This window comes from Sphingobium phenoxybenzoativorans, from assembly GCF_018286635.1.
Lineage (GTDB): Bacteria > Pseudomonadota > Alphaproteobacteria > Sphingomonadales > Sphingomonadaceae > Sphingobium > Sphingobium phenoxybenzoativorans.
Genome location: NZ_CP073910.1, coordinates 2,094,318 through 2,113,297, shown reverse-complemented (window position 1 = coordinate 2,113,297; position 18,980 = coordinate 2,094,318). Strand labels below are relative to the sequence as shown.

Below are 18,980 nucleotides of genomic sequence, written 5' to 3'. Positions count from 1 at the left end.
ACCGCCGCCCCTCCCCCGCTGGGAGGGCAGCGGGGATCACGGCATCTGGCTCATGTCATGCGCCGACACGGGCATCATATTGTGATTGAGATGATACATGACCCACATCGACCCGGAGAGGGTGATGACGACGATGACGATGGTGAAGATCAGCGCCATCATCGTCCAGCCGCTTTCCGACCGGGCGCTCATGTGCAGGAAATAGATCATGTGGACGACGATCTGCACCACGGCGAACGCCATGATGACGAAGCCGGTCAGTTGCGCATTGCCCAGCGCGCCGGTCATCACCAGCCAGAAGGGAATGGCGGTCAGTATCACCGACAGGCCAAAACCGATCATATAGCCGCCCATCGTGCCATGGGCGTGGCCGTCATCATGATGATCATGGCCGTGATCATGGCCATGATCGTGGCGCGCGTGCTGTTCAGCGCTCATCGCAGCATTCCCATCAGATAGACGAAGGTAAAGACGCCGATCCAGATGACGTCGAGGAAGTGCCAGAACATGCTGAGGCACATCAGGCGGCGCTTGTTGGCGGCGATAAGGCCATGCTTGCCCACCTGAACCATCAGCGTCACCAGCCAGATGATGCCGAAGGTGACGTGGAGGCCATGGGTGCCGACCAGCGTGAAGAAGGAGGAGAGGAAAGCGCTGCGCTGCGGCGTTGCACCCTCGTGGATCAGATGCGCGAACTCGTACAGCTCGATCGAAAGGAAGGCCAGGCCGAACAGACCGGTAATGGCCAGCCAGCCCTGGGTAGCGCCCACCCTGCCCTTGTCCATCGCCAGCATGGCGAAGCCATAGGTGATGGATGAGAATAGCAGCATCGCGGTGTTGAGCGCGACGAGCGGCAGGTCGAACAGATCCTTCGGCCCCGGCCCGCCCGCATAGCTGCCGCCCAGCACGCCGAAGGTGGCGAACAGGCAGGCGAAGATGAGGCAATCGCTCATCAGATACATCCAGAAGCCCAGCGCGGTGCTGCTCCCTTCGGGATGATGGGGTTCTTCGGCCAGGTGAAAGACCGTGTTGGCGCCTGTCGGCATGGCTGTTGCTTCTGTCGACATGCCGGTCAGCCCTGCGCCGCGAGCAGCTTCGTGCGCTCGCCCTCTGTGCGCACCACATCCTCGACCGGAATGTGGAAGTCGCGCTTATAGTTGAAGGTATGGCCGATAGCGACGGCGAGGATGCCGACGAAGCTGATCGCCGCCAACCACCACATGTACCAGATCATGCCGACCGAGAACGCGACGCTGAGACCAGCAAGGATGATGCCGGTGCCGGTGTTGCTCGGCATGTGGATGGAGCGGAAGCCATCCACCGGCCGCTGATAGCCGCGCTTCTTCATGTCGGCCCAGGCGTCGCCGTCATGGATGACTGGCGTGAAGGCGAAATTATAGTCGGGCGGCGGCGAACTGGTCGCCCATTCCAGCGTGCGGCCGTCCCACGGATCGCCCGTGGTGTCGCGCAGCTTTTCCCGGTCGCGGATCGACACATAGAATTGCATCAGCATGCAGGCGATGCCGGCGGCGATCATGAACGCGCCGAGGGCAGCGATCATGAACCAGATCTGCAGCGAGGGATCATCGAACACGCGCATCCGGCGGGTGACGCCCATCAGGCCAAGGATGTAGAGCGGCATGAAGGCGAACCAGAAGCCGACGACCCACAGCCAGAAGCTGCGCTTGCCCCAGACCGTGTCGAGCTTGAAGCCGAACGCCTTGGGCCACCAGTAGTTGATCCCGGCGAACAGGCCGAACAACACGCCGCCGATGATCACATTATGGAAATGCGCGATCAGGAACAGCGAGTTGTGCAGCACGAAGTCGGCGGGCGGCACGGCGAGCAGCACGCCGGTCATGCCGCCGACCACGAAGGTCAGCATGAAGGCGACCGTCCACATCATCGGCAGCTCGAAACGGATGCGACCGCGATACATGGTGAAAAGCCAGTTGAAGATCTTCGCGCCGGTCGGAATGGAGATGACCATCGTGGTGATGCCGAAGAAGCTGTTGACGCTGGCCCCCGAACCCATGGTGAAGAAGTGATGGAGCCACACGATATAGGACAGGATGGTGATGACCACCGTCGCATAGACCATGGAGGTGTAGCCAAAGAGCCGCTTGCCCGAGAAAGTCGAGGTGACTTCCGAGAAGATGCCGAAGGCGGGCAGGATGAGGATGTAGACCTCTGGGTGACCCCATATCCATATGAGGTTCACATACATCATGGCGTTGCCGCCAAAATCGTTCGTGAAGAAGGCGGTCCCGGCATAGCGATCCAGGCTGAGCAGCGCGAGAACGGCGGTCAGCACCGGGAAAGCGGCGACGATCAGGACGTTGGTGCAGAGCGAGGTCCAGGTGAAGATCGGCATCTTCATCATGCTCATGCCCGGCGCGCGCATCTTCACGATGGTCGCGATCAGGTTGACGCCGGATAAGAGCGTGCCGACGCCCGCTATCTGCAAGGCCCAGATATAATAATCGACGCCGACATCCGGGCTATAGGCTATGCCCGACAATGGCGGATAGGCGAGCCAGCCGGTGCGGGCGAATTCACCAACGAACAACGACATCATCACCACTGCGGCGCCCGCGCTGGTCATCCAGAAGCTGAAATTGTTGAGGAAGGGGAAACTGACGTCGCGCGCGCCGATCTGCAGGGGGACGATATAGTTCATCAGGCCCGTCACCATCGGCATGGCGACGAAGAAGATCATGATCACGCCATGGGCGGTGAAAATCTGGTCGTAATGATGGGCGTTGAGATAGCCCTCCGACCCGTTGAAGGCCATCGCCTGCTGCAACCGCATCATGATGGCGTCGGCAAAGCCGCGCAGGAACATGATGATGCCCAGGATCATATACATGATGCCGATCCGCTTGTGATCGACGGTGGTGAACCATTCGGTCCACAGATAGCCCCAGAGCCTGTATTTCGTGATCGCGCCGACGACGCCGATGCCGCCGATCAGCACCATGATGAAGGTGCCGATCAGGATCGGTTCGTGGATGGGAAAGGATTCCCAGGTGAGGCGGCCGAAGATGATCTTCGCCAGGGTGTAGGAGTCGGACATAGGGATCTCTGACGGCCTCTACGATGTGTGGGCGTGGGCCGGCGCTGGCGCGTCGGGATGATGCGGGGCGGCTGGCCGGGCGGGCATGTCCATCGTCATCTCCCGGTTATCGTGCTGATGACCCGTGGGGGTCTTGCCGGGCGGCGGCCGGTCGCCATCCTTCATGAGATGCGGCGAGGCGCCTTTTTCCTCCGGCTCCTTCTGGAGCGCGCCGCGTTCGAGAGGGTCGTGGCCATTGGGACCATCATGGCGCAGGCCGCGCGTGTCATGGGCCGATTCCTTGCCCGCCCCGCCCATCGCATCAATGTGCATCAGTTCTGACATGCAGCGCTGGCCGGGCCGGGCGCAGAGGTTGACGACCGAGTCGAACAGGCTGGCGTCCACGGTGGAGAAGCGGCGGACCGGGTCCTTCTCGCTCGGCTTTTCAAGAGCGAGATAGGCAGGACGGTCAAGCGCGCCGCCGCCGGACTTCACGCCCGCGACCCAGCGGTCGAAACCGCCTTCATCCAGCGCGTGGAAGCGGAAACGCATGTGGGAGAATCCGGCGCCGCTGTAATTGGCCGAGAAGCCCTCATAATTTCCGGGCTTGTTGACGACGGCGTGGAGCACCGTCTGCATGCCGGGCATGGCGTAGATCTGACCGGCGAGCGCGGGCACGTAGAAGGAGTTCATGACCGTCGAGGAGGTGAGCTTGAAGCTGATCGGCCGATCCACCGGCGCGGCCAGTTCGTTGACCGTTGCAATGCCGAGTTCCGGGTAGATGAACAGCCATTTCCAGTCCATCGCCACCACCTGCACCTCCAGCGGCTTGACGCCGGGCGCAACCTTGCGGCCAGCATCGATGCGCTCGACCGGGCGATAGGGATCGAGCAGATGCGTGCTGGTCCAGGTGACCGCGCCAAGGCAGATGATGATCAGCAGCGGCGCGGACCAGATGATCAGTTCCAGGCTGGTCGAATGATCCCAGTCAGGGTCGTAATCCGGGTTCTTGGCCGAGTGGCGGTAGCGCCATGCGAACAGCACCGTCAGCGCCATCACCGGCAGGATGATGAGCAACATCAGCCCGGTGGAGATCAGGATCAGGTCGCGCTGCTGCACCGCAACATCGCCGGCCGGGTTCATCACGACCCAATTGCAGGCCGACAGGGGCAGCAGCAGCAAGGGAGCCAGAAACCGCATGGAACGGCGCTGGACGGAAGGTTGGCCAGGGATCGGGCGGGTGCTCATGCCTGCCGCCTAGCCGCTGCGCACGGCTATCGACATTGGACACTTTGTCCAATCACGCTGCAGGCGCGAAAAGTGCATTGGCACAGTCATCTGGCAAATCGGCCCCCATATGCTGCTATATGGCCGGGTCGGTTTGGTAGTATGAAACGCACACGACCCAGGATCGTTTCGACCCTAACATATGCGCAAGGATTGATCAGCCCCATGAGCGCCCAGATTGCCGCCCCCTCCTCCACCGACATGGAGCGCGACGCCCGGAACATCACCGCGCGGCACAAGCAGGTGGTGCCCGGCGAGATCGCCATCGGTGTCATCATCGGCCGCACCTCCGAATTTTTCGACTTCTTCGTCTATGCCGTCGCCTCCATCCTCGTCTTTCCCCGGCTGGTCTTTCCCTATGTCGATGCGCTGACCGGCACACTCTATTCCTTCGCCATCTTCGCCATCGCCTTCGTCGCGCGGCCGATGGGGTCCTTCTTCTTCATGTGGGTCGACCGCACCTATGGCCGGGGCGTGAAGCTGACTATCGCGCTGTTCCTGCTGGGCGGATCGACAGCCGCCATCGCCTTCCTTCCCGGATATGAGACAATCGGCCATGCCTCCGCCGTGCTGCTGACCCTGTTCCGCGCCGGGCAGGGCTTTGCGCTGGGCGGCACATGGGACGGCCTCGCCTCCCTCCTCTCCCTCAACGCGCCGCAGAACAAGCGCGGCTGGTATGCGATGATGCCGCAGCTTGGTGCGCCGCTGGCGTTGACCGTGGTGGCGGCGCTGTTCGCCTATTTCTGGTCGACGCTCTCGCCCGCCGACTTCCTCGACTGGGGCTGGCGCTATCCTTTCTTCGTCGCCTTCGCGATCAATGTGGTGGCGCTGTTCGCCCGGTTGCGCATCGTCGTGACGCATGAGTTTGAGCGGCTGTTCGAGAGCAGGGACCTTGTTCCCTCCCCCGTTATCCCGACGGTCAAGGCGGAAGGGCGCAACATCATCATCGGGGCATTCGCGCCGCTGGCGAGCTTTGCGCTGTTCCATATGGTGACGGTGTTCCCCCTCTCCTGGGTGGCGCTGTTCACCAAGGAATCGATCGAACGCTTCCTGATCATCGAGATCATCGGCGGCGCTGTGGGCGTGCTGGCCATCGTTGCATCGGGCTTTATCGCAGACCAGATCGGCCGCCGGTCTCTGCTTGGCTGGTCGGCGGGCGGGATTGCGCTGTTCAGCATCTTCGCGCCGCTGCTGCTCAATGGCGGCGATCTGGGCGAAGTGGGCTTCATGGTGCTGGGCTTCATGTTGCTCGGCCTGTCCTTTGGCCAATCGTCCGGCGTCGTCGCGTCGAACTTCTCGCAACAGACGCGCTATACCGGATCGGCGCTGACGTCTGACCTAGCATGGATGTTCGGCGCGGGCTTTGCGCCCTTCTGGGCGCTGTGGCTGTCCAGCAATTTCGGGCTGTTCTCATCAGGTGCCTATCTGCTGTCCGGCGCGATCTGTACGCTGGTGGCGCTGCGGGCCAACAAGGAGCTGGCGGCCGCGCGCGACTGAACCGGCAGTTTTTCGGCGCAACGCTATGCTGCAATTCCAACGAAGTTGCGGAAGTTGCGGGTTGTGACGCATTTTGACCCGGAAAGTCGCAATAAGGTCGCATGTAGGTCTCATGTGCGTCTCACCTTCGTCGCATATGCGTCTCACTTGAGTCTCATGTGCGTCGCACTTGCGTCGCATCTGAGTCTCATGTTGGTCGCACCTGAGTCTCATCCACGTCGCAGTCGAGTCCCAGTCAGGTCTTGATTTCGTCGCACGGACGCAACGCAGAGGCGCGGTCGATATGGCTGAGACGGGCTGAAGCATGGCAATGGAATAACAGGATGGCCGGACTGTAGGACAGCGGAGCGGAAGGTCCGCCATTCTTCCTTCATTCGTCATTCCGGCGAAAGCCGGAACCCATATCGCCTCAATATAAGCAGCTTGCCGGAGGCGTGTTGGGTCCCGGCTTTCGCCGGGATGACGAACTAAAGGCGCTAATCAACGCCGATATTCACGCCTTCACCAGCCGGTCCGGCGACTGCGCCTGCGCGACCCGTCCTGTGCGCTCCAGCTTACCCCAGCCCACCCATGGCCCGCCGATCGCGGTAGCGACAGCGCGAATGACGACGCCGTACATGATCTGGCGGTAGATAAAGCGCTGGGCCACGAGCAGCAGCGCCGGATAGCGGGGCGCGCGCGGTTCAAGCCGGTAGGCGACCCAGCCGCAGGCGACATCCACGGCCGTAAAGGCCAGCCAGTAAAGCGCCATGCGCAGCAGGTCGCTCTGCGTCTGCGCCCAGCCATGCTGATGCACGCGGACGGCCGTGTCGATCATGCTGAGGACCAGCGCAAGGTCGATGATCGGCGAGATCATGGCGAAACCGATCTGGAACAGCCATGCCTGGGGCAATCCTACCCATGACAGGCCGGCCGGTCGGCCGTTTCGCCAGATGCCGCGATGCTTCCACAGGCACTGCAGCGTGCCATAGGCCCAGCGGAACCGCTGTTTGGACAGGGCGCGGAAGCTTTCCGGCGCTTCGGTCCAGGCGACCGCCTCCGTATCATAGGCGATGCGCCAGCCCTGACGCTGGATGGCGATGGTGAGGTCCTGATCCTCCGCCAACGTGTCGAGCGGATAGCCGCCGACATCATCCAGCGCGGCCCTGCGCCATGCGCCCACCGCGCCGGGGACGACCGTGATCGCGTCGAACCGGGCAAGCGCGCGGCGTTCCAGATTTTGGGCCGTTACATATTCCACCGCCTGCCAGCGGGTGACAAGGTTGACCCGGTTGCCCACCATCGCGTTGCCCGCCACTGCGCCGATATCCGGATCGGCGAACCAGCGGGCGAGACGCGCGATCGTGAGCGGTTCGAACTGGGTGTCGGCGTCCAGCGCGACGATGATCGGCGCCCTGGCATATTGGAGCGCGGCGTTGAGCGCGGCCGCCTTGCCCCCATTTTTCAACGTGAGCAGGCCGACCCGGTCCTCGTTCGCAAAGGCGGCGGCGACGATATCGCTGGTGCCGTCCGTCGACCCGTCATCGACGACAATGACCTCCAGCGAGACGTCCCGGCTTTCCAGCACCCGGCGCACCGACGCCTCGATCACCTTTGCCTCATTGAAGGCGGGGATGAGGACGGAGACGAACAGGCCCGTATCAACCGGCGGCGGCGTGACGCGGTTGCGCTTCATCCGGCTGCCCAGCGCCAGCGCGGCCAGCATCACCGCCCGCGCCATGCCGAACAGGATGACGGCGAAGAACAGCCATTTGAGCGCGACCGAAATGGCCGCCAGGGTCAGGAATATGCCGACATCCACCCGGACGGCGAGCAGGTCCGCGCCCCTGACCGGCGGCATGACCTGAGCGGGGGTAAGCCCGGCGAGGCTGGAGACGGGGACGAACTGATAGCCCCTCGCCCGGAGCGCGGCGATGATGCGGGGGAGCGCGGCCACCGTCTGCGCCCGGTCTCCGCCGCTGTCGTGGAGCAAGATGATCTGGCCGGAGCGTTCGGCGTTGCCCGCTTCCACTTGCGCGATGGTGCGCGAAACGATGGCGTCTGCGCCGGGCCGGGTCCAGTCGCCGGGATCGACATGCAGGCCGACATTCACATAACCGGCATTCTGCGCCTCCAGCGCCGGGCCGATCTCGTCCGCAGTCGTCGGTTCGGCGTCGCCGAAATAGGGTGCGCGGAACAGGCGGACGGAACGGCCGGTATAGGCCTCTATCAAGCGCTGGGTAGAGTTCAGCTCAATCCGCGCGCCTTCGGGGGAAACCTGCGCGAGATTGGGGTGGGTGTAGCTGTGGCTGCCGATCTCGCTGCCCTGCGCAAGGATCGCGCGCAACAGGCCGGGGTGCGGCATCGCATTCTCGCCGATGACGAAGAAGGTGGCGGGGACATGCGCGCACTTCAGGATGGACAGTATCTGCGGCGTCCACACCGCGTCTGGACCGTCATCGAATGTCAGGGCGACCTGTCCCGGACGATAGCCGGTGCGGCGGATGACATAGGGCGTCGGCAGCGCGCGATATCGTTCATCCACGACCAGACCATGATCGAGGCGCAGGGTACGGTTGCCGGTGGTCGGCACATCATCGATATGCAGTATCTCGCCATTGCCCTCCACATCGACGGAATTGAGGCTGGTGAGGCGATTCATCCCCGCCGGGATAGCGCCCGTGCGATCCTTGAGCGCTGGCCAGAAACCGGGATCCTCCGACCCCAGCCGCCAGAGCGCCACGCCCCCCGCCCCCGCCTGCCGCGCGGCGCGGATCTGGTTCCAGGCGCTGGCGGCGTCCAGCATCCAGACATGGTGGGTGCGGCCGTCCTCGACATAATCGAACGCGGCGTTGCCGGTAGCGGCGTCGAACCGGATCGGCGCGCCGGAATCATGGGCGGTCAGCCATGCATCCTCTATCGAAACCGCATCGGCGGCGGGCTGTCCGTCCGTCCAGTCATAGCCATAATTGCCGACAGCGACGATTGCCCTGGCGGCGGGCACTTGTTCCAGCGCGCGGCGCAGATGCGCGACGAACCAGGGCTGGGCGGCGATCGGGCCGGGGGCGTCGCCGATATAATGCTGGTCATAATCCATCAGGAACAGCCGGTCGGCGGCGCGGGCATAGGCCGACAGGTTCCAGTCCATATCGTCGACCGGGACCGTGGCGGTCACCAGCCAGCCATGCGGACGGAAACGGGCGGCCGCCTCGTTCAGGAAGGCGAGATAGTCATGCTGGGCGGAAGCGGGCAGCGCCTCAAAATCAAAGACAACGCCCCGCGCCTTCATTGCGGTCAGGACCGGAACTAGTCGGTCGAGCAACGTCGCGCGGGCGGCGGGAGAATGGAGCAATGCGGCCATGTTCGCCCCTTCCCAGGCGCCATCGACGACATTCTGGACGACCGGCAGGATGCGGGGACGGCGCGCGCCGTGGCGGACGATGGCGTCGAACTGCGGATCGCGCGTCACGCGAAGCTGGTGAGCGGGGCCAGTGACCGACAGGAGCGAGGGCGCGACCCAATCGAGCGCGCCAACATGACGGCGCAGCGAAGAGCGGCTTGCGTCATCCCAGGGGACATAGAAGCCGACGCTGACGGGATGCGCCGGATGGGCGGCCAATGCGGGAAGCCAGTTGCGCAGCGTCTGTCCCGCCGAATAGGCGCGCTTGCGCAGGGCGTGGCCGATGCTGCCCACTTGCTGCGCCAGCGGCTCCGGGTGCGGGCGCTCCATATCGAGCGCGAGCGCTGCGGGCGTCGGCACGTCAAGGATCGTGATAGCGAAGGCGGTTGCGGCGGCGAGGATCAGCAGGATCAGCGCGAACAGCAGCGGCAGGGTCAGCCGCTTACGGCGGCCGCTCTCGTCATAAAATACCGGACGGTGCATCCCTGTTCCCCGAAGGCAAAGATGGCGGCCGCCGAGAGGAGCCGGCGACCGCCACCTGGGTCTGCCGGTCGAAGGAGCATAAGATCGGCGAGAACCGTCCTAGCCCAGCGCGGCCAGCCGGGTGCTGACCGCAGCATTACAAAATCGTCATGTGGGGATCAGCATCAACCGCACCGTCAGCCAGGCGGGCACCGCTGCCAGGCAGAGGAAGGTACCAAGCGGGATGCGCGTGGTCATACTCACCGACCTGTGCATGACTGCCGAGACGGCGACGGTCAGCAGGGCGAGAATGCTGGCGATGAGCAGCAGGAACGGCAGGCTTTGCCAGCCGAACCAGGCCCCAAGCGCGCCCAGCAGCTTAGCGTCTCCCAGCCCCAGCCCCTCCCGGCCCCGCAGGCGGCGATAGGCGAGCGAGATGGCCAGCAGGCTGAGATAGCCCCCCGCCGCGCCGACGATCCGGCCTGTCAGGGATATGTCCGTCACCCATTGGCCGAGCGTAAGGCCGAGAAAGGCGAGCGGGAGCGTCAGCTTGTCCGGCAGCCAGAAATGCCGCCAGTCGAGAATGGCGAGCGGAATGAGGAAGAAAGCGAGAATGAGGGAGCCTAGCCCCGCAATGTCCGGCATCAGGGCGAGAAGAATGGCGCCCGCAACCGCGCAGGCGAGTTCGACCCGCCAGTGAAGCGGATCGATACGCGCGCCGCATGACCGGCATTTCCCCCGCTGGACGAGGATGCTGAGAAGCGGGAACAGCTCCACAGGATCGAGCGTCTTGCCGCAACCGTCGCAGGCCGATCGGCCGCCAAGCGCCGAGCGGCCCTGCGGCCAGCGCAGTATGCATGTGGCGATGAAACTGCCGACAATCGCCCCCAGCACGCCGCCCAATAAGGACCAGATGGGCAGCGGCAAGGCGAGAGGCGTCACAATATGCCTTCGACCTTGATCACGGAGGCGTCGTCCGATTGCGCGAAACCCTGATTGCCGAGCGCCTGCTGAAGCGCGGGATCAGCCGTCGTCACGCGCATTTCGGCGGCATAGCGGCCATCGGGCGATATGCGCAGGGTGATCTTTTCCATGCCGGACTGGCTGACGAGCGGCAGGAGCAGAGCTGGACCCTCGCACCGGGCCGCGCCGCTCAAACCCTGCGACAGATTGAGGCCGGGAATCTGCGTCGACAGATGGGCGCGAACCTGCCCCTCGGCCGCGCCGCAAAGGCCGCCGGAAAAGCGCACGGACACGTCACTGAGATCGGCCGAGGCGATCGGCAAGGGCGCGGCGGCCGCGCCAAGCGGCAACATGCCGGTGGCGTCGTCTATGCCAATCCGGCCGAAACCCGCCGTCAACGCGCCCTCTATATCGTCCGCCTGCCCATCTTTCCGGCTGACGCCTATGCGGGCGCGGCCGATGAGCAGTGAAAGCGGGGACAGACCGGCATCCACGGTGCCGAGCGACACGTCGCTGAGGCTGAGCTTGCCGATGCGGCCCCACCAGATGCTTCCCGTCACCGAGCGGGCGGCAAGGCCGTAGCGGTCCATGCCGAAGATGCCGAAAGCCAGGCGCATCGGGAACAGGGCAACCAGCGCGATCAGGAATATCGCGAGCAGGCCGAGACGGGCGCGGCGCGAAAGCGCAAGCCCCATCATTGTCCCGCCGCCTTCAGCACCGCCTGCATGGAGACCGCGCCCGCGGTTCCCGAAGGCTGGGCGGAGAAAGTCTCCACAACAACGCCCTGCGCCTCAAGGTTCGCAAGCCATGTGAACAGCGCCTTTGGCCTGATTGACGCGATCGCGATATCGACGCGGCCCGGCCCCTGTTCCTGGGTGCGCTCAAGGGTGAAGCCGCCCTCACCCGCGCTCTGGCTGACAAGTTGGGCAATCGGCGTAGCGGGACGAGCGGCCGCGCCGCGCGGCAGGGCTTTCAACGAGGCGACCTTGACGCGGACGGCGGCGTTGCGGTCCAGCGCCACGCCATGCCGCTCTATCGCGCTTTTCAGGCCGGACTCGACCGGGCGGGCAATGCCGAGCCAGAGGATGACGATCGCAAGCAGCACGGCCATGATTCCGACCAGCACTTGTTCGCGCTTGCTGAGTTCCTTGTACCAGGCGGCGAGATTCGCGATCATGGCTTCACCGTAATGTCTGCAAGCACGCGGCCGTCAGTGCCCTGTGAGGATGTTGCCGTGATCGTGAAGCCCGCGTCCTGCAGGGCGAGCAGCACAACATTGATGTCAGCCGCCTGCGCGCTGGCGAGCGTGGCCGTCAACATGCCGTCCGCGCTTCGGCCAAGCTTGGTCAGGCTGACATTCTCCGTCCGCTGCATGGCGGTGAACAGGCCCGCCACCGGCCCGGAGAAAGTGTAGGCGCCCGCCCCCCGATCGGCCAGGCGGGCGTCGAGATCAGGCTCCAGCCGTTCCGGGTCCGTGACGCCGGGGAGGACGGTAGAGGCGAGGGCGATACTATCCCGGTCAAGGCTGCTGGCGGCGGCGTTATACCGAATGATCGCGATCAGGGAGAGAAGCAGACTTACCAACGCGATAAAGCCGATCCAGATGGCGATGCGGGTCAGTTGTTGCCGGTCAAGCGGGCGTCGGGCGCGCTTGGCGAAATCCCCCTGACGCATGTTGAGCGCCGGATCGGCGAGCATGGCGATGGCGGCGCGGCTGACCGTTTCGGGGGAAAGAACCGCCACCGGCGCATCGGCCACAAGCAGTTCCGCCATCGGTTCGTCGGCGGGAAGCGCAGCCTCCCTGCCCCGCAGCAGGCTGGTCCCGCCCACCGTGCCCATGACATAGCCCTCATCAGGCTCCGGCAGGATCAAGCCAGCCGGCACCACGAAATCGGGGTCCAGGCCGTTATGCTGCGCCCAGAGCAGCCAATGCTGCATGTCGGCGCGCGCGGCGACCGCCACAATATGCGGCCGGGCGGGATCGTCATTCTCATTGGCGGCGGCGATCAGGGTTTCCGGCGGGTCTATACTGTCCGACAGGGCGGCCAGGCGCGCCGCCGCCCTGCCCTGCCGCGCGGGCATGCCGTCATTGGATATCCAATGGAGCGTGGTGAGTCCGGCGGGCGGCACCAGCATGACGCTGCACCCGTCCGGCAGGCTGGAAAGACCGCAGGCGTCAAGCCAGTGGGTGCCGGAACCGCCCTGCACCACAGTTCCGTCAATGACGCGCATCCACAGCGGCTGACCCTCGGCCGTTTCCGGCAGGGTAACGATAAGGCCCTCACGCGCGGTCATGCGCCCTCACCCCACTCGCGGCTGACAAGCCGGGCCGGTTTCTGCGGCTGCGCGTCTATCAGCGCGGTCTCGTTCAATTCCGTGCCCCCAAGGTCCACCAAGATTTCAACCCGGAAAAAGCGGGTCACAAGTTTCGTCTGCGCCTGCACATCGCCCATCGGCGTGAGTTTCTGAAGCGCGGGAAGCGCCCAGAAGGCAACGGTGCTGCCATAGCCATCGGCAGGGCGGCGCGCCAGCATTTGCCGCGCCTGATCGACAGTCAACTGACCAGGTAGCAGCATAGCGAACAGAGGCGCCTGCGCGGGCAGCAGGGTATTGACGTTGATCGGTGACAGATCAGCCGTCGGCAGCGCGCATATCCATGGCCGCAATGTCTGATAAATGGCCGGAGTAACGCCATTTACCGACCGCAATTCGCTGGCCGACGCCATGAAGCGATTGGCCGTGCGATAGGGCGTGGGCGCGCGGGCATAGGTTTCATCCTCCGCCCCGCCCGGCTGGGGCACTGTGTCGGTATCGATCCAGTCGGCGAGCGACGCCGCCACTGTCTGCGCCTGCCGGTCATCAATGCCGAGAAGCCGCATCAGCGCCTGAAACTGGGTCACGCCGGTCGGGCGCACCTTCAGATTCTCCTCCCCCTCGCCTTCATTGGCCGCGACGACGCTGTTGAGGTTGAAGCAGTTACCGCCATCCGTGACCCGCGCCGTCGCTGTGCCGGCGGGGACAGGCAGCGGCTGCGGCGCGCCGAGCCACCCGCCCTGCAGTGTGACCTTACCCGGCTGCGCGGCGACAAGATCGCCGATACGCAGGCGCGCGACATTCTCCGCAGCTTCGGCAAAGGCGCGCGCCTGATCCAAGGCGCCCGCATTGGCGGTGAGGCGCGTCGCGATGGTCAGGCGCTCAAGCGCTGTCGCGGCGACTATGGCCATCACCGCCACCAGCAGCAGCACAGTGAGCAGGGCCATGCCCGCCTCGCCCGATGCCGAGTCTTTCCGCCGCCGGTCAGCCATTGACAGGCGCCTCCGCTTCATCCTGTTTTTCGGCAGGACCGGGACCGACCAGGAATTTGAGCGTGAGCGACGGCGCGCCTGTACGGGACAGCACAAGCTCCACCGCGCGGGGCAGCAGGTCCGGCTGGGTCGACGCCCAATTGTCCCTCCAATCACCCCGCGCATCCCGAAAACGGAGCACAGCGCCATCGACCCCTTCCAGAAGCGTGGCGGGCTGAGCGCCCTGCGCGCCGTCGACCAGTGGATAGGTTCGCCGCTCCAGACGGCCCTGCCTCACCCAATATTCGACCTTCTGCAAAGTCGGGCGCGGCGACTCGTCCATATTGGTCCATCCGGCCCGGACGAACTGCATGACCGGGGCATTCTCCCCTTGAGGTTGCGCGAAGAAGGCCGGGGCGAGCAGGCCATTTTCAGTGCGGCTGATACGCGGAACCGCCTGGGCGAGATCGGCGGTCAGCGCGCCATTGGCGCGCTGAATCGCCGCCATTCCATCGAGGTGGCCCCGAATGGCGCCCTGCGCCGATACGCTGTTGCCGAGCAGAAGCACGCCCGCCGCAGCAAGCATGGCGAAGATCACCAGCGCGACCAGAAGCTCGATCAGCGTGAAGCCGCGTTCATTCGTCCCTGGACTCCTGCTTTCGCAGGAGAACAGATGGCGTGTGCGGTCCATGCCCATCATTGTGTGGCCCGCATGAAGGTGAGCGCGGCGGGCGACTGTCCGAAACCGCCATTGACGACAAGGTCGACGCGCAGCAGGCGGGGATCGTCGGTCGCCGTCGCGACCCGAGTCCAGCGCCAGCGATGGCCGCCATTATCGACCTCGCCCTGTTCTTCGCCAGTGCTGGGTGGCGTCGGATCGCCCTGAATATCGACCATCAGATTATGGGCGACGATCTGGCCCATAACCTTGCTGTCGAGATCAGCGGCGGTGCGGACCGTCACGCTCTGCAGCCGGATAAGCGCAAGCGCGGCGAGCGAGAAAACGGCGAGCGCGACCAGCATTTCAAGGAGGGTGAACCCTTGCTCGGACCGCCTGTCAGCCACCGACCATCACCTTTCCGGCCATGTCGACGCTGACCGAAGCGCGCTCCCCCTCGCGCACCAGGCGGATGACGAGCGGCTCGCTGGGCAGGCCGGTGCTGTCGAAGCTGATCTGGGCGCGGCCGCTTTCCCCCACCAGCGCGCCCGTGCCCTGCCACCATTGCGTGGTGGCGAAGGGGCGATCCTCCAGCGGCATCCACCGGCCAGCGCCCCTCTGTTCAAAGCCATAGCCGGAGGCTGAAATCCACACACCCATAGGCCGCGCCTGAATGACGGCATTGTCGCGCGCGGCGGACACGCGGGCGGCGAATTTCTCCGCATCCTCGATCACCCGTCCGCGCGGATCGGGCATGGCGAGGACGACGGCGGCCGACACGAAGCCGATGATCGCCACCACGACCATCAGTTCCAGCAGGGTGAAGCCGCGTTCGGTGGCGCGTGAGGGCCACGGACTGTCAGCCTCATGAGCCGTGCGACCTTTACCAACGGAGGTCTGGTCAATCCGGAGCGGATGGTTCCTAGATATCGCTGGAATAGATATCGGCATTTTCCTGGTCCCCGCCCGGCTGGCCATCGGCGCCCAGCGAGTAGATGTCGAACGCGCCCTTTCTGCCCGGAACGGCGTAATTATAGTTACGGCCCCAGGGGTCCTTCGGCAGCTTCTTGATATAACCGCCGCGACGGTAGCGCTGCGGCTGCGCCAGCGAAGGCGGCGGCGTCAGCAGGGCCTGCAGACCGTCAGTGCCGGCCGGATAGGTCAGATTGTCGAGCCGGTATTGCTCCAGCGCCTGCTCGATGGTGGAGATATCCGCCTTCGCCTTTTCCACCCGCGCCGTGTCAGTGGCGGGGATGACGTTGATGGCGACGATGGTGGCAAGGAGGCCAATGATGACGATAACGACCATCAGCTCGACCAGCGTGAAGCCGTGTTCGGCGGAACGCCTCACTGGCGTGAAGCCGTGTTCGGCGGAGCGGCGGGCGGGAATTGCGCCTTCTCCGTCACCCCTGCGGAGGCAGGGGTCCCGCTTCTCTCCCCGCACATAAAAGGCAGCGGGATGCCCGCCTTCGCGGGCATGACGGACTAGAGAGGAAAAAACAGAAAGCATCACACACCCGTAAGGCTTTGAAGCTGCAGGATCGGCAGCAGAATGGACAGGATGATGACGGCGACGATGCCGCCCATCAGGATGATGATCGCTGGCTCCAGCATGGCGAGCGCGGTCGAGGTGAAGCTGTCGAACTCCCGCTCCAGATAGTCGGCGGCGCGCTCCAGCATCGTGTCGAGGCGGCCCGCCGCCTCTCCGCTGGCGGCGAGATAGACGAGCAGCGGGGGTAAGATGTTCGCGCGGCGCAAGGCCGCCGAGAGACTGCCGCCGCCCCGGATCGCCTCGACGATCTGATCCGATGCGCGGCGCAAGGCGCGGTTGTGGATGGTGTTGGCGGTGAGCGCGAGGCCCTCCATCAGCGGCATCCGGCTGGCGATCATGGTGGACAGCGTACGCGCCATGCGGGCGGCATGGAGGTCACGGATCAGACGGCCGATGATCGGCAGGCGCAACAGGAAACTGTCAAAGCGGTACCGGACGCTCTCCACCTTCAACGCGCGCCAAGCGCCGAACCCGGCAAGGCCGATGACGATCAGCAACGCCCACCACCAGCCCGCCAGGAAGGCGGAAACCGCCATGACCATGCGGGTGAGGAGCGGCAGGGTCTGGCCCACCGTGTCGAACTGCTCCACAACCTTGGGCACGACGAAAATCATCAGCGCGGCGACCACGAACACCGCGAAACCGGCAAGGACGGACGGATAGGCGATGGCGGTCATCACCTTCGACCGGATCACCGCCTGCCGCTCCATCAGTTCGGCAAGACGCTCCATGATCGTGGGGAGACTGCCGGAGCTTTCGCCCGCGGAGATCATGGCGCGATAAAGCGGCGGAAAGCTGCGCGGCTGGGTGCCCAGCGCCTCGGCAAGACGGCGGCCCTCCATCACCCCGGAATGCACGCTGCCGACGATGGCGCGGACATGTTCAGTCTCGCTCTGGCGACCGATGGTGCGCAGGGACTCCTCAAGCGGGCTGACCTGAATCAGCGTGGAAAGCTGGCGGGTGAAAAGCGTCAATTCCTTGGGCGAAAGCTTTTTGCCGCCAAGCGAGAAAAGCGCCCTGCCCTTTGACGCCTTTTCCTGGCCGGGGTCCATCTTGACGACGAACAGGCGGCGGCTGTCGAGCTGCGCCCTGGCCGCGTCCATGCTGTCCGCCTTGACGCTACCCCGGCGTTCCCGTCCGGCAGTGTCGATGGCGAGATAGTCATAATCAGGCATCGCCCAGAACCTCGTCCGGGACATCCATCGCATCGCGACGGGAAATGCGGATGGCTTCCTCCGCTGTGGTCTGCCCATCGCGGACGAGCGCGCGAGCGGCCGAGCCAAGATTGGGCGCATTGAGGAAAGCGTGGCGGGCGATGAGGGATTCGTCTCCGCCGTCATTGATCAGGCGGCGGATGGTATCGTCCACCCGGATCGCTTCGAACACGCCGATGCGGCCTTTATAGCCGGTGCCGTTGCATTCGCCGCAGCCCTTCGCCTGATAGACTATGGTGCCGGGGTCGAAGCCGAGCAGCGCGCTCGCCGACTTGTCCGCCTGATGCGGCTCACGGCAATGCTGGCAGAGGCGGCGGACGAGGCGTTGGGCGACGACGGCGCGCAGGGTGGAGGCGAGCAGGAACGGCTCCACCTTCATATCGCGCATGCGGGTGATCGCGCCCACCGCGTCATTTGTGTGGACGGTCGACAGCACCAGATGGCCAGTGAGCGACGCCTGCACGGCGATTTCGGAGGTTTCGCGGTCGCGGATTTCGCCGACCATCACGACATCGGGGTCCTGACGCAGAATGGCGCGCAGGCCAGCCGCGAAAGTCAGGCCGACCTTGGGATTGACCTGGGTCTGGCCGACGCCCTCAATCGCATATTCCACCGGGTCCTCGACCGTCAGGATGTTGCGGCTACCGTCATTCAGGTTGCGCAGGCCCGCATAGAGGGTCGTGGTCTTGCCCGAACCGGTGGGCCCCGTAACCAGGATGATGCCATTGGGTTCGGCCAGCGCCTCGCGGAAGATGCGGTCCGCAGCGCCTGTCATGCCGAGCACGTCCAGTGAAATGCCCGCATTCTCCTTGTCCAATATACGCAGCACAACGCGCTCGCCCGCGCGGCTGGGGAGCGTGGACACGCGCACGTCGAGCAGCTTGCCGCCAAGCGTCAGGCCGATGCGGCCATCCTGCGGCACGCGCCGCTCGGCAATGTCCAGGCGGGCCATGACCTTGATCCGGCTGACGACGACGGGCGCGACGTGCGGCGGCATGCGCAGCGTCTCGCGCAGCACGCCATCGATGCGCATGCGCACGACAAGGCCGGTCTCATAGGGTTCAATATGGATGTCGGACACACCCTGCCGCGCGGCCTCCGCAATGATGCCATTGATGAGGCGGATGGCGGGCGCGTCATCGGCGCTGTCGAGCAGATCGTCGGCCGTCGGCAGGTCGCTGGCCAGCATGTCCAGCTCATCCGCGCCCACCGCCAGCGTACCAGCGACCGCCGCGGCGCTGCCGTCCATCGCATAATGATCCGACAGATGCCGGTCGAACTGCGCAGCGTCGACAAATTCGATGTCGAAGCTTTGCGCGAGATGGCGTCGCACCTCCAGCAGCACGCGCGGATCGCCTCCCTCCCGCATGGCGACGGCGAGGCGGCCGGTATCCGTGCCATTCAGCAGCACCACTCCGGATTTGCGGGCGAATGCATAGGGGATGTCGATCAGCCGGGGGGCGATATGCGGCGTGATCGCAAAGCCCCCCTCTTGCTCGTTTGGAGCCTCAGGCTCGATTTCGGAGCCTTTTTTCATCAGGGATTACCCCCAGAGAAATGAGAATAGCTTAGTCCGTTCGCCCTGATCCTGCTGAAAGGCAAAGCCGAGCGCAACGAGGCACCTTCGCT

Annotated in this window: 17 protein-coding genes; 1 reads left to right on the top strand and 16 read right to left on the bottom strand. The window is 64.7% G+C overall.

Annotated elements, in window-relative coordinates:
* Window positions 1-36: 36 nt before the first annotated feature.
* From cyoD to cyoA, 4 genes are read right to left on the bottom strand one after another with little or no spacing between them, the layout of a single operon-like run.
* A complete protein-coding gene (gene cyoD, locus KFK14_RS10290; protein ID WP_212610716.1) occupies window positions 37-438 on the bottom strand; it encodes a cytochrome o ubiquinol oxidase subunit IV in 402 nt (133 codons plus the stop codon).
* Window positions 435-1,046: a cytochrome o ubiquinol oxidase subunit III gene (gene cyoC / locus KFK14_RS10285; protein WP_212611114.1), complete on the bottom strand. Its 612-nt coding sequence runs from the start codon at window positions 1,044-1,046 to the stop codon at window positions 435-437. The genes cyoD and cyoC overlap by 4 nt, the downstream gene beginning before the upstream one ends.
* A 26-nt stretch (window positions 1,047-1,072) precedes the next feature.
* The gene (cyoB, locus tag KFK14_RS10280; RefSeq protein ID WP_212610715.1) at window positions 1,073-3,076 is read right to left on the bottom strand and encodes a cytochrome o ubiquinol oxidase subunit I; all 2,004 of its coding nucleotides are present in this window, start codon (window positions 3,074-3,076) and stop codon (window positions 1,073-1,075) included.
* An 18-nt stretch (window positions 3,077-3,094) separates the two neighbouring features.
* Window positions 3,095-4,303 carry a ubiquinol oxidase subunit II gene (gene cyoA / locus KFK14_RS10275; protein WP_425516669.1) on the bottom strand — a complete coding sequence of 403 codons (1,209 nt, stop codon included), beginning with the start codon at window positions 4,301-4,303 and terminating at the stop codon, window positions 3,095-3,097.
* 204 nt (window positions 4,304-4,507) lie between these two features.
* On the opposite strand from cyoA, the gene KFK14_RS10270 reads away from it, so the two are divergent.
* Complete coding sequence (locus KFK14_RS10270; protein WP_212610714.1) at window positions 4,508-5,839, top strand: MFS transporter; 1,332 nt, start codon at window positions 4,508-4,510, stop codon at window positions 5,837-5,839.
* A gap of 493 nt (window positions 5,840-6,332) precedes the next feature.
* Here KFK14_RS10270 and KFK14_RS10265 read toward each other — a convergent pair whose 3' ends face one another.
* The 12 genes from KFK14_RS10265 to gspE form a co-directional block, all read right to left on the bottom strand.
* Window positions 6,333-9,701, bottom strand: coding sequence for a trifunctional glycoside hydrolase family 18/polysaccharide deacetylase/glycosyltransferase family 2 protein (locus KFK14_RS10265; protein ID WP_212610713.1), 3,369 nt, complete (start codon window positions 9,699-9,701; stop codon window positions 6,333-6,335).
* Between the two features lie 147 nt (window positions 9,702-9,848).
* On the bottom strand, window positions 9,849-10,622 hold the full coding sequence (locus tag KFK14_RS10260; protein ID WP_246524985.1) for a prepilin peptidase: 774 nt from the start codon (window positions 10,620-10,622) through the stop codon (window positions 9,849-9,851).
* On the bottom strand, window positions 10,619-11,341 hold the full coding sequence (gene gspN / locus KFK14_RS10255; protein WP_212610712.1) for a type II secretion system protein N: 723 nt from the start codon (window positions 11,339-11,341) through the stop codon (window positions 10,619-10,621). Before gspN ends, KFK14_RS10260 begins: the two co-directional genes overlap by 4 nt.
* A complete protein-coding gene (gspM, locus tag KFK14_RS10250) occupies window positions 11,338-11,820 on the bottom strand; it encodes a type II secretion system protein GspM (RefSeq protein ID WP_212610711.1) in 483 nt (160 codons plus the stop codon). Before gspM ends, gspN begins: the two co-directional genes overlap by 4 nt.
* A complete protein-coding gene (gene gspL, locus KFK14_RS10245; RefSeq protein ID WP_070151220.1) occupies window positions 11,817-12,938 on the bottom strand; it encodes a type II secretion system protein GspL in 1,122 nt (373 codons plus the stop codon). The genes gspM and gspL overlap by 4 nt, the downstream gene beginning before the upstream one ends.
* Window positions 12,935-13,948, bottom strand: a complete 1,014-nt coding sequence (gene gspK / locus KFK14_RS10240; RefSeq protein ID WP_212610710.1) for a type II secretion system minor pseudopilin GspK — start codon at window positions 13,946-13,948, stop codon at window positions 12,935-12,937. The genes gspL and gspK overlap by 4 nt, the downstream gene beginning before the upstream one ends.
* Window positions 13,941-14,618, bottom strand: a complete 678-nt coding sequence (gene gspJ / locus KFK14_RS10235) for a type II secretion system minor pseudopilin GspJ (RefSeq protein ID WP_212610709.1) — start codon at window positions 14,616-14,618, stop codon at window positions 13,941-13,943. The genes gspK and gspJ overlap by 8 nt, the downstream gene beginning before the upstream one ends.
* A gap of 5 nt (window positions 14,619-14,623) precedes the next feature.
* On the bottom strand, window positions 14,624-14,992 hold the full coding sequence (gspI, locus tag KFK14_RS10230; protein WP_083276602.1) for a type II secretion system minor pseudopilin GspI: 369 nt from the start codon (window positions 14,990-14,992) through the stop codon (window positions 14,624-14,626).
* On the bottom strand, window positions 14,985-15,536 hold the full coding sequence (locus tag KFK14_RS10225) for a GspH/FimT family pseudopilin (protein ID WP_212610708.1): 552 nt from the start codon (window positions 15,534-15,536) through the stop codon (window positions 14,985-14,987). The genes gspI and KFK14_RS10225 overlap by 8 nt, the downstream gene beginning before the upstream one ends.
* Window positions 15,508-16,095, bottom strand: a complete 588-nt coding sequence (gene gspG / locus KFK14_RS10220; protein ID WP_425516668.1) for a type II secretion system major pseudopilin GspG — start codon at window positions 16,093-16,095, stop codon at window positions 15,508-15,510. Before gspG ends, KFK14_RS10225 begins: the two co-directional genes overlap by 29 nt.
* Window positions 16,095-17,312, bottom strand: a complete 1,218-nt coding sequence (gene gspF / locus KFK14_RS10215; protein ID WP_212610707.1) for a type II secretion system inner membrane protein GspF — start codon at window positions 17,310-17,312, stop codon at window positions 16,095-16,097. The genes gspG and gspF overlap by 1 nt, the downstream gene beginning before the upstream one ends.
* The gene (gspE, locus tag KFK14_RS10210; RefSeq protein ID WP_246524984.1) at window positions 17,305-18,888 is read right to left on the bottom strand and encodes a type II secretion system ATPase GspE; all 1,584 of its coding nucleotides are present in this window, start codon (window positions 18,886-18,888) and stop codon (window positions 17,305-17,307) included. The genes gspF and gspE overlap by 8 nt, the downstream gene beginning before the upstream one ends.
* Between the last annotated feature and the right edge of the window lie 92 nt (window positions 18,889-18,980).